Annotated in this window: 12 protein-coding genes and 4 pseudogenes; 10 read left to right on the top strand and 6 right to left on the bottom strand. The window is 50.5% G+C overall.

Annotated elements, in window-relative coordinates; all coding sequences use genetic code 11:
• Positions 1-428: 428 nt before the first annotated feature.
• The 3 genes from APU02_RS10395 to APU02_RS27145 all read right to left on the bottom strand — a co-directional run bounded on the left by APU02_RS10395 (position 429) and on the right by APU02_RS27145 (position 2161).
• Complete coding sequence (locus APU02_RS10395) at positions 429-1262, bottom strand: hypothetical protein (protein WP_032072601.1); 834 nt, start codon at positions 1260-1262, stop codon at positions 429-431.
• 2 nt (positions 1263-1264) lie between these two features.
• Positions 1265-1741, bottom strand: a complete 477-nt coding sequence (locus tag APU02_RS10390) for a hypothetical protein (RefSeq protein WP_047343984.1) — start codon at positions 1739-1741, stop codon at positions 1265-1267.
• A 258-nt stretch (positions 1742-1999) separates the two neighbouring features.
• Complete coding sequence (locus APU02_RS27145) at positions 2000-2161, bottom strand: hypothetical protein (protein WP_048339000.1); 162 nt, start codon at positions 2159-2161, stop codon at positions 2000-2002.
• A 205-nt stretch (positions 2162-2366) separates the two neighbouring features.
• On the opposite strand from APU02_RS27145, the pseudogene APU02_RS27140 reads away from it, so the two are divergent.
• From APU02_RS27140 to APU02_RS26585, 5 genes and pseudogenes are all read left to right on the top strand, one after another.
• A pseudogene (locus APU02_RS27140) lies at positions 2367-2602 on the top strand (hypothetical protein).
• 207 nt (positions 2603-2809) lie between these two features.
• Positions 2810-3133 (top strand): MobC family plasmid mobilization relaxosome protein, encoded by a 324-nt coding sequence (locus APU02_RS10385; protein ID WP_021243036.1) that lies wholly within the window; start codon positions 2810-2812, stop codon positions 3131-3133.
• Positions 3072-3776 (top strand): annotated as a pseudogene (locus tag APU02_RS27135) (relaxase/mobilization nuclease domain-containing protein); the annotation flags it as partial. The gene APU02_RS10385 and the pseudogene APU02_RS27135, both read left to right, overlap by 62 nt.
• A gap of 34 nt (positions 3777-3810) precedes the next feature.
• The gene (locus APU02_RS26590; protein WP_044715458.1) at positions 3811-4302 is read left to right on the top strand and encodes an MbeB family mobilization protein; all 492 of its coding nucleotides are present in this window, start codon (positions 3811-3813) and stop codon (positions 4300-4302) included.
• A gap of 6 nt (positions 4303-4308) precedes the next feature.
• A complete protein-coding gene (locus tag APU02_RS26585; protein WP_000137422.1) occupies positions 4309-4524 on the top strand; it encodes an MbeD family mobilization/exclusion protein in 216 nt (71 codons plus the stop codon).
• Between the two features lie 532 nt (positions 4525-5056).
• On the opposite strand, the gene APU02_RS10375 is transcribed toward APU02_RS26585, so the two are convergent.
• The 3 genes from APU02_RS10375 to APU02_RS27130 form a co-directional block, all read right to left on the bottom strand.
• Complete coding sequence (locus tag APU02_RS10375) at positions 5057-5890, bottom strand: hypothetical protein (RefSeq protein WP_032072601.1); 834 nt, start codon at positions 5888-5890, stop codon at positions 5057-5059.
• 2 nt (positions 5891-5892) lie between these two features.
• On the bottom strand, positions 5893-6369 hold the full coding sequence (locus APU02_RS10370) for a hypothetical protein (protein ID WP_047343984.1): 477 nt from the start codon (positions 6367-6369) through the stop codon (positions 5893-5895).
• A gap of 258 nt (positions 6370-6627) precedes the next feature.
• Entirely contained in the window at positions 6628-6789 is a 162-nt protein-coding gene (locus tag APU02_RS27130) for a hypothetical protein (protein ID WP_048339000.1), read from the bottom strand.
• 205 nt (positions 6790-6994) lie between these two features.
• On the opposite strand from APU02_RS27130, the pseudogene APU02_RS27125 reads away from it, so the two are divergent.
• The 5 genes and pseudogenes from APU02_RS27125 (at position 6995) to APU02_RS26570 (ending at position 9152) form a co-directional block, all read left to right on the top strand.
• Positions 6995-7230: pseudogene (locus APU02_RS27125) on the top strand (hypothetical protein).
• A 207-nt stretch (positions 7231-7437) separates the two neighbouring features.
• A complete protein-coding gene (locus tag APU02_RS10365; RefSeq protein ID WP_021243036.1) occupies positions 7438-7761 on the top strand; it encodes a MobC family plasmid mobilization relaxosome protein in 324 nt (107 codons plus the stop codon).
• A pseudogene (locus APU02_RS27120) lies at positions 7700-8404 on the top strand (relaxase/mobilization nuclease domain-containing protein); the annotation flags it as partial. The gene APU02_RS10365 and the pseudogene APU02_RS27120, both read left to right, overlap by 62 nt.
• Before the next feature lie 34 nt (positions 8405-8438).
• Positions 8439-8930, top strand: a complete 492-nt coding sequence (locus APU02_RS26575; RefSeq protein ID WP_044715458.1) for an MbeB family mobilization protein — start codon at positions 8439-8441, stop codon at positions 8928-8930.
• A 6-nt stretch (positions 8931-8936) separates the two neighbouring features.
• Positions 8937-9152: an MbeD family mobilization/exclusion protein gene (locus APU02_RS26570; RefSeq protein ID WP_000137422.1), complete on the top strand. Its 216-nt coding sequence runs from the start codon at positions 8937-8939 to the stop codon at positions 9150-9152.
• Positions 9153-9243 lie beyond the last annotated feature (91 nt).

The raw sequence follows: 9243 nt of genomic DNA, 5'->3' as shown, positions 1-9243 counted from the left end.
TCATCCCCTTTTGTATCGAGTCTCCTTACTTTGAGCACATTAGTGTCTTACATGTGAGAGATGATCAGGCACTACTATGATGTACAGATATATATTGGTGTGAGTTGGATAAGAGATAGTATGTTGTAGTAATATTTGTGCTCGATCATGAATACTTAGTGTCATTGTTTTTTCTAGAGGGACTGGATTTTGTTTATAGCCTATTAAGTTGATTAGGACGTCGGCAGCGTCAGATGTGTATAAGGGCCAGGTGTAATATTCAGCGGCTGCGTTTCGGGTGTTTTTTCGTTATGTCTGTCGCCACTTTCTCGCGTCTGGCACCGGAAACGCAGCCAACCCCGTTTCAGCGGTGCGGGCAACGGATGTTATGGTAAATTGTAGTGGTTCTGCAGATGCGAAAAAGCCGACCGGGGGTCGACCTTTCCTAATCAACTTAATAGGCTATAAACAAAATCCAGTCCCTCTAGAGGATGCTTTTTTCTTTTGTCGTATGGTGTATCAAGTACTTTAGCAATGGTCTGAATTGTTCTCGAATCTACACTTTCCGCTGTATATGTAAATTTAGGCTCTTTTCTACTCTCAGTCGATACCGAAACATCCTCTGCTAGTTTTTCCAATCCAGCCTTGGCGATTATAATTTGCGATCGGTTGTGGCTTTTTTTTCTGATTAGATTGCTGTATATGTTTTCCAAATAGATCCACGGTGACTCTGTGTTTATTTGTGATATTGTAGAGTGGGTTATTCTTGCTGTGTTTGGCTTTGTTGCTCTGTCAATGAAAATGAAGCCATCTGAATCATCTATGGTTCTATACAAAGATGATGATAACATCGCAAATATATTGCTGGAGACTATATTGCTTTTCCTATAGTCATATAGACCTTCACTTTTCTTTGAGAACTCTTCATCAAGTATCTTCTGAATATCATTTATATGATGCCAAACTTGAGAGTCTATGAATGAAAGAATGTCATATTTCTCGAAAAGTATGTTTGCTAGCTTTATAGCTAGTCCGGCATCCTGACTTTTGTGTGATATGAACAAATGAGGTGTGAATTTAGGAAATATGTCGCCTATCAACTTCTCTGTGTCAATGTCTTCATTTTCTTTCACGTAGTTTATGATGCTTTGTTTGACACTTTCCCTATCGCTTATGGTAATGCTACCATAAGCAAGTCTCTCTGAACTGACGATATTATATCTGTCATAGTTCTCTAGATCTCTCTTGAGTGAATCTAGCTCAATGTGGAATTTCTTATGCATTTTTACCTCGTCGCTAATACTGCTATAGAAAATGCTATAGCTAAAAACGGAATTACATAGAATATGAATTGAGAGCGGCTTGGTCTTGATTTTATGTTTTGGTTTTTAAGTACGTAGTTAAATGTGTTGCTAATTTCAAAATAATTTATTTTTCCGGCTGAGTCTTTTGTGTCTTCAGCCTTTAAATCATAAACCTTACGCATTGCTCTTTCATATCTTAAATAATAAGAATCAATAAGCATGAACGCTAATGTTATTATGAGAAATATCAAGATCGAATAAAGCTTTTCATTTGTTGTGAAGTTTTCTGACGCAACTGGTTTTTGAGGTATTACGTAAGCAATAACAATGGTCAATACTGCTGATATTATTGTTATATAAGTTGCCTTTAGCTTTGAAGAGGTTTCAGCCAATCTATTTATGATGGATTGTATATTGTTTAGTGAAGCTATCTTAGCTTCCATACTTTCGTTATTCATTTTTTTCCTTTGTCTTAATGGTTTTTCTTACGGCTTTTTAAAAGTTTTAGGCTTTTGGAGTTAGAACGTTGGTTCTTCTGAAGTTTACATCAATTTGTATTGAGGATCTCTTGAGATTTTTGGTGTTAAGTCGTAATCTCTTGCTCGGTAAACGAAAAAACCGCCCAGCAAGGCGGTTTTTTCGAAGGTTCTCAGAGCAGCAACTCTTTGAACCAAGGTAACTGGCTTGGAGGAGCGCAGTCACCAAAACTTGTCCTTTCAGTTTAGCCTTAACCGGCGCATAACTTCAAGACTAACTCCTCTAAATCTGTTACCAGTGGCTGCTGCCAGTGGCGCTTTGTCGTGTCTTTCCGGGTTGGACTCAAGATGATAGTTACCGGATAAGGCGCAGCAGTCGGACTGAACGGGGGGTTCGTGCATACAGTCCAGCTTGGAGCGAACTGCCTTCCCGGAACCGAGTGTCAGGCGTGGAATGAGACAAACGCGGCCATAACAGCGGAATGACACCGGTAAACCGAAAGGCAGGAACAGGAGAGCGCACGAGGGAGCCATCAGGGGGAAACGCCTGGTATCTTTATAGTCCTGTCGGGTTTCGCCACCACTGATTTGAGCGTCAGACTTCGTGATGCTTGTCAGGGGGGCGGAGCCTATGGAAAAACGGCAACGCCGTGGCCTTTCCTCTTATTTGCTAAGTATCGTCCTGGCATTCTCTAGGAAATTTCCGCCCAGTTCGTAAGCCCGCACCGCTCGCCGCAGCCGAACGTCCGAGCGCAGCGAGTCAGTGAGCGAGGAAGCGGAATATCTCCTGTATCGCATATTCTGCTCACGCGCCGGTGCCGCCTTTTTTCTCCTGCCACATGAAGCACTTCACTGACCTCCGCATCCGTGCCAACATAGTAAGCCAGTATACACTCCGCTAGCGCTGCGTGACTGGTTCAGGGCTGCGCCCCGAAACCCGCCAAAAGCCTGACGCGCCTGCGGCTTGTCCAACCCCGCGCCGACCGGGAAAGGCTTTCCCGCCCGTCCCGGCGTTATCAGGAGGCCGGTTTGTCAGAGAAACGGAGCAAGATGCTCACCATGTGGGTGACGGAGGACGAGCACCGGCGGCTGCTCGAGCGCTGTGACGGCAGGCAGCTGGCGGCGTGGATGCGGCAGACCTGCCTGGACGAAAAGCCTGCGCGTACCGGAAAGCTTCCCTCGATCTCGCCGGCGCTGCTGCGCCAGCTTGCCGGCATGGGCAACAACCTGAACCAGATAGCCCGCCGCGTTAATGCCGGCGGCGGTACCGGCCATGACAGGGTACAGATTGTGGCGGCGCTGATGGCCATCGATGCCGGACTTGAGCGGCTGCGGCACGCCGTTCTTGAGAAAGGAACGGACGATGATCGTTAAATTTCATCCACGGGGTCGCGGCGGTGGCGCCGGGCCGGTGGACTATCTGCTGGGTAAAGACCGGCAGCGTGAAGGCGCCACCGTCCTGCAGGGCAAGCCGGAAGAAGTCCGGGAGCTGATTGACGCGTCGCCTTACGTTAAGAAATACACCTCCGGCGTCCTGTCGTTTGCGGAGGCCGATCTGCCTCCCGGCCAGCGGGAAAAACTGATGGCCAGCTTCGAGCGGGTTCTGATGCCCGGACTCGATAAAGATCAGTACAGCATTCTGTGGGTGGAGCACGCGGACAAGTGGCGTCTGGAGCTGAACTTTCTGATCCCCAATACCGAGCTGCTGACCGGCAGGCGGCTCCAGCCTTACTACGACCGCGCCGACCGGCCGCGCATCGATGCCTGGCAGACTATCGTGAACGGCAGACTGGGGCTGCACGACCCGAACGCGCCGGAAAACCGCCGGGCGCTGGTCACGCCGTCCGGGCTGCCGAAAACGAAGCAGGAGGCCGCAGAAGCCATTACCCGGGGACTGCTGACCCTTGCTTCGTCCGGGGAGCTGAAAAGCCGTCAGGATGTCACTGACACTCTTGAAGGTGCAGGTTTTGAGGTGGTGCGCACCACGAAAAGCAGTATCAGCATTGCCGACCCGGACGGGGGGCGAAACATCCGACTGAAGGGAGCCATCTATGAGCAGTCTTTTAACGCTGGCGAAGGACTTAGAGCAGCAATCGAAAGCGCAGCAGCAGAGTACCGGCGAGATGCTGAAAGCCGCATTCAGCGAGCACGAGCGGTCTGTCAGAGCGGAACTGAGCGCAAGCGCGAGGAGAATCAGCGACGCCATCCTCGCCCACGAGCAGAGTATGAGCGAGGCGATGGAGAAAAACCGGCGGAGCGTACTGCGGACTGCCGGGCGGACATGGCTCACCATCCTGATGGTGTCAGCGCTGCTGATCGGCACGAGCGGGAGCATTCTGTGGTGGCAGGGGCAGCAGATAACCGACAATTACACGCATCTTCGTCAGCAGGAAGATACCCTGGCGAAAATGACCGCCCGGACGTGGGGAGTGCGCTATCAGGAGAGCAGCGACGGCCGGAGGTTTCTTATCCTGCCGCCGGGGATGCAAACCGAAGCCATCCCCTACGACGGGACGACATGGATCCGCCTGAAACAGGAGTAGCGGAAAATGACAGAGCTGGAAAAGCAGTTGCTGAGCGCATTAGAGCAGCTACAGCAGGACTACTCGCAAAGGCTGGACGAATGGGAGAGCGCCTTCGCGGAATGGCGGAGCATGTGTGGGCTTATGCAACGGGAGAACGCGGTGCTGAACGAGCGCGTGTCGGACTTGAGCACGCAGGTGCTGAGTTTAAGCGAGCAGCTGCGCCGCTTGTCCGGGAACTGAATGCCACCGAGTTCCGGCAGAGGGAGAATGAGTATCAGAAAACACTGGAGCTGGAGCGCCAGCCGCAGAAAACCTACCGCGGGCCGACACTTTAAACCATCCAGGCAGCTGACAACCCGCACGAAGAGGGGCTCTTATTTCTCCCGCTAAATAGGTTCGTGATCAAAAAGGTCACGACTTATTCAGGAGCGGGAAATGAAGCTGTTAAATCTTATTGAATCATTGCTTAACTGCCTGTATCTGGCGGCGGAGCTGTGGGACTGGCTGGAGAAGCATTTGTCGGTTTTTAAGGCATTGGCGCGGATTTTAGTGTGACTTTAACATCCATGCATCTGGCTGCATGACTATGCACCAGTGTAATATTCAGCGGCTGCGTTTCTGGTGTTTTTTCGTTATGTCTGTCGCCACTTTCTCGCGTCTGGCACCGGAAACGCAGCCAACCCCGTTTCAGCGGTGCGGGCAACGGATGTTATGGTAAATTGTAGTGGTTCTGCAGATGCGAAAAAGCCGACCGGGGGTCGACCTTTCCTAATCAACTTAATAGGCTATAAACAAAATCCAGTCCCTCTAGAGGATGCTTTTTTCTTTTGTCGTATGGTGTATCAAGTACTTTAGCAATGGTCTGAATTGTTCTCGAATCTACACTTTCCGCTGTATATGTAAATTTAGGCTCTTTTCTACTCTCAGTCGATACCGAAACATCCTCTGCTAGTTTTTCCAATCCAGCCTTGGCGATTATAATTTGCGATCGGTTGTGGCTTTTTTTTCTGATTAGATTGCTGTATATGTTTTCCAAATAGATCCACGGTGACTCTGTGTTTATTTGTGATATTGTAGAGTGGGTTATTCTTGCTGTGTTTGGCTTTGTTGCTCTGTCAATGAAAATGAAGCCATCTGAATCATCTATGGTTCTATACAAAGATGATGATAACATCGCAAATATATTGCTGGAGACTATATTGCTTTTCCTATAGTCATATAGACCTTCACTTTTCTTTGAGAACTCTTCATCAAGTATCTTCTGAATATCATTTATATGATGCCAAACTTGAGAGTCTATGAATGAAAGAATGTCATATTTCTCGAAAAGTATGTTTGCTAGCTTTATAGCTAGTCCGGCATCCTGACTTTTGTGTGATATGAACAAATGAGGTGTGAATTTAGGAAATATGTCGCCTATCAACTTCTCTGTGTCAATGTCTTCATTTTCTTTCACGTAGTTTATGATGCTTTGTTTGACACTTTCCCTATCGCTTATGGTAATGCTACCATAAGCAAGTCTCTCTGAACTGACGATATTATATCTGTCATAGTTCTCTAGATCTCTCTTGAGTGAATCTAGCTCAATGTGGAATTTCTTATGCATTTTTACCTCGTCGCTAATACTGCTATAGAAAATGCTATAGCTAAAAACGGAATTACATAGAATATGAATTGAGAGCGGCTTGGTCTTGATTTTATGTTTTGGTTTTTAAGTACGTAGTTAAATGTGTTGCTAATTTCAAAATAATTTATTTTTCCGGCTGAGTCTTTTGTGTCTTCAGCCTTTAAATCATAAACCTTACGCATTGCTCTTTCATATCTTAAATAATAAGAATCAATAAGCATGAACGCTAATGTTATTATGAGAAATATCAAGATCGAATAAAGCTTTTCATTTGTTGTGAAGTTTTCTGACGCAACTGGTTTTTGAGGTATTACGTAAGCAATAACAATGGTCAATACTGCTGATATTATTGTTATATAAGTTGCCTTTAGCTTTGAAGAGGTTTCAGCCAATCTATTTATGATGGATTGTATATTGTTTAGTGAAGCTATCTTAGCTTCCATACTTTCGTTATTCATTTTTTTCCTTTGTCTTAATGGTTTTTCTTACGGCTTTTTAAAAGTTTTAGGCTTTTGGAGTTAGAACGTTGGTTCTTCTGAAGTTTACATCAATTTGTATTGAGGATCTCTTGAGATTTTTGGTGTTAAGTCGTAATCTCTTGCTCGGTAAACGAAAAAACCGCCCAGCAAGGCGGTTTTTTCGAAGGTTCTCAGAGCAGCAACTCTTTGAACCAAGGTAACTGGCTTGGAGGAGCGCAGTCACCAAAACTTGTCCTTTCAGTTTAGCCTTAACCGGCGCATAACTTCAAGACTAACTCCTCTAAATCTGTTACCAGTGGCTGCTGCCAGTGGCGCTTTGTCGTGTCTTTCCGGGTTGGACTCAAGATGATAGTTACCGGATAAGGCGCAGCAGTCGGACTGAACGGGGGGTTCGTGCATACAGTCCAGCTTGGAGCGAACTGCCTTCCCGGAACCGAGTGTCAGGCGTGGAATGAGACAAACGCGGCCATAACAGCGGAATGACACCGGTAAACCGAAAGGCAGGAACAGGAGAGCGCACGAGGGAGCCATCAGGGGGAAACGCCTGGTATCTTTATAGTCCTGTCGGGTTTCGCCACCACTGATTTGAGCGTCAGACTTCGTGATGCTTGTCAGGGGGGCGGAGCCTATGGAAAAACGGCAACGCCGTGGCCTTTCCTCTTATTTGCTAAGTATCGTCCTGGCATTCTCTAGGAAATTTCCGCCCAGTTCGTAAGCCCGCACCGCTCGCCGCAGCCGAACGTCCGAGCGCAGCGAGTCAGTGAGCGAGGAAGCGGAATATCTCCTGTATCGCATATTCTGCTCACGCGCCGGTGCCGCCTTTTTTCTCCTGCCACATGAAGCACTTCACTGACCTCCGCATCCGTGCCAACATAGTAAGCCAGTATACACTCCGCTAGCGCTGCGTGACTGGTTCAGGGCTGCGCCCCGAAACCCGCCAAAAGCCTGACGCGCCTGCGGCTTGTCCAACCCCGCGCCGACCGGGAAAGGCTTTCCCGCCCGTCCCGGCGTTATCAGGAGGCCGGTTTGTCAGAGAAACGGAGCAAGATGCTCACCATGTGGGTGACGGAGGACGAGCACCGGCGGCTGCTCGAGCGCTGTGACGGCAGGCAGCTGGCGGCGTGGATGCGGCAGACCTGCCTGGACGAAAAGCCTGCGCGTACCGGAAAGCTTCCCTCGATCTCGCCGGCGCTGCTGCGCCAGCTTGCCGGCATGGGCAACAACCTGAACCAGATAGCCCGCCGCGTTAATGCCGGCGGCGGTACCGGCCATGACAGGGTACAGATTGTGGCGGCGCTGATGGCCATCGATGCCGGACTTGAGCGGCTGCGGCACGCCGTTCTTGAGAAAGGAACGGACGATGATCGTTAAATTTCATCCACGGGGTCGCGGCGGTGGCGCCGGGCCGGTGGACTATCTGCTGGGTAAAGACCGGCAGCGTGAAGGCGCCACCGTCCTGCAGGGCAAGCCGGAAGAAGTCCGGGAGCTGATTGACGCGTCGCCTTACGTTAAGAAATACACCTCCGGCGTCCTGTCGTTTGCGGAGGCCGATCTGCCTCCCGGCCAGCGGGAAAAACTGATGGCCAGCTTCGAGCGGGTTCTGATGCCCGGACTCGATAAAGATCAGTACAGCATTCTGTGGGTGGAGCACGCGGACAAGTGGCGTCTGGAGCTGAACTTTCTGATCCCCAATACCGAGCTGCTGACCGGCAGGCGGCTCCAGCCTTACTACGACCGCGCCGACCGGCCGCGCATCGATGCCTGGCAGACTATCGTGAACGGCAGACTGGGGCTGCACGACCCGAACGCGCCGGAAAACCGCCGGGCGCTGGTCACGCCGTCCGGGCTGCCGAAAACGAAGCAGGAGGCCGCAGAAGCCATTACCCGGGGACTGCTGACCCTTGCTTCGTCCGGGGAGCTGAAAAGCCGTCAGGATGTCACTGACACTCTTGAAGGTGCAGGTTTTGAGGTGGTGCGCACCACGAAAAGCAGTATCAGCATTGCCGACCCGGACGGGGGGCGAAACATCCGACTGAAGGGAGCCATCTATGAGCAGTCTTTTAACGCTGGCGAAGGACTTAGAGCAGCAATCGAAAGCGCAGCAGCAGAGTACCGGCGAGATGCTGAAAGCCGCATTCAGCGAGCACGAGCGGTCTGTCAGAGCGGAACTGAGCGCAAGCGCGAGGAGAATCAGCGACGCCATCCTCGCCCACGAGCAGAGTATGAGCGAGGCGATGGAGAAAAACCGGCGGAGCGTACTGCGGACTGCCGGGCGGACATGGCTCACCATCCTGATGGTGTCAGCGCTGCTGATCGGCACGAGCGGGAGCATTCTGTGGTGGCAGGGGCAGCAGATAACCGACAATTACACGCATCTTCGTCAGCAGGAAGATACCCTGGCGAAAATGACCGCCCGGACGTGGGGAGTGCGCTATCAGGAGAGCAGCGACGGCCGGAGGTTTCTTATCCTGCCGCCGGGGATGCAAACCGAAGCCATCCCCTACGACGGGACGACATGGATCCGCCTGAAACAGGAGTAGCGGAAAATGACAGAGCTGGAAAAGCAGTTGCTGAGCGCATTAGAGCAGCTACAGCAGGACTACTCGCAAAGGCTGGACGAATGGGAGAGCGCCTTCGCGGAATGGCGGAGCATGTGTGGGCTTATGCAACGGGAGAACGCGGTGCTGAACGAGCGCGTGTCGGACTTGAGCACGCAGGTGCTGAGTTTAAGCGAGCAGCTGCGCCGCTTGTCCGGGAACTGAATGCCACCGAGTTCCGGCAGAGGGAGAATGAGTATCAGAAAACACTGGAGCTGGAGCGCCAGCCGCAGAAAACCTACCGCGGGCCGACACT

Origin of the sequence: Citrobacter sp. 50677481 (assembly GCF_001463265.1) — a bacterium.
Classification (GTDB): domain Bacteria; phylum Pseudomonadota; class Gammaproteobacteria; order Enterobacterales; family Enterobacteriaceae; genus Citrobacter_A; species Citrobacter_A sedlakii.
Note: the sequence above shows the minus strand (reverse complement) of the source record. Positions and strands in the feature narration are given on the sequence as shown.

Excerpts from the sequence above, each read along its gene's own strand:
- APU02_RS26575 (WP_044715458.1), top strand. The coding sequence starts at position 8,439 with ATGAGCAGTCTTTTAACGCTGGCGAAGGACTTAGAGCAGCAATCGAAA.
- APU02_RS26590 (WP_044715458.1), top strand. The coding sequence starts at position 3,811 with ATGAGCAGTCTTTTAACGCTGGCGAAGGACTTAGAGCAGCAATCGAAA.
- APU02_RS10395 (WP_032072601.1), bottom strand. The coding sequence starts at position 1,262 with ATGCATAAGAAATTCCACATTGAGCTAGATTCACTCAAGAGAGATCTA.
- APU02_RS10385 (WP_021243036.1), top strand. The coding sequence starts at position 2,810 with ATGCTCACCATGTGGGTGACGGAGGACGAGCACCGGCGGCTGCTCGAG.
- APU02_RS27130 (WP_048339000.1), bottom strand. The coding sequence starts at position 6,789 with ATGCACGAACCCCCCGTTCAGTCCGACTGCTGCGCCTTATCCGGTAAC.
- APU02_RS10390 (WP_047343984.1), bottom strand. The coding sequence starts at position 1,741 with ATGAATAACGAAAGTATGGAAGCTAAGATAGCTTCACTAAACAATATA.
- APU02_RS27145 (WP_048339000.1), bottom strand. The coding sequence starts at position 2,161 with ATGCACGAACCCCCCGTTCAGTCCGACTGCTGCGCCTTATCCGGTAAC.
- APU02_RS10365 (WP_021243036.1), top strand. The coding sequence starts at position 7,438 with ATGCTCACCATGTGGGTGACGGAGGACGAGCACCGGCGGCTGCTCGAG.
- APU02_RS10370 (WP_047343984.1), bottom strand. The coding sequence starts at position 6,369 with ATGAATAACGAAAGTATGGAAGCTAAGATAGCTTCACTAAACAATATA.
- APU02_RS10375 (WP_032072601.1), bottom strand. The coding sequence starts at position 5,890 with ATGCATAAGAAATTCCACATTGAGCTAGATTCACTCAAGAGAGATCTA.
- APU02_RS26570 (WP_000137422.1), top strand. The coding sequence starts at position 8,937 with ATGACAGAGCTGGAAAAGCAGTTGCTGAGCGCATTAGAGCAGCTACAG.
- APU02_RS26585 (WP_000137422.1), top strand. The coding sequence starts at position 4,309 with ATGACAGAGCTGGAAAAGCAGTTGCTGAGCGCATTAGAGCAGCTACAG.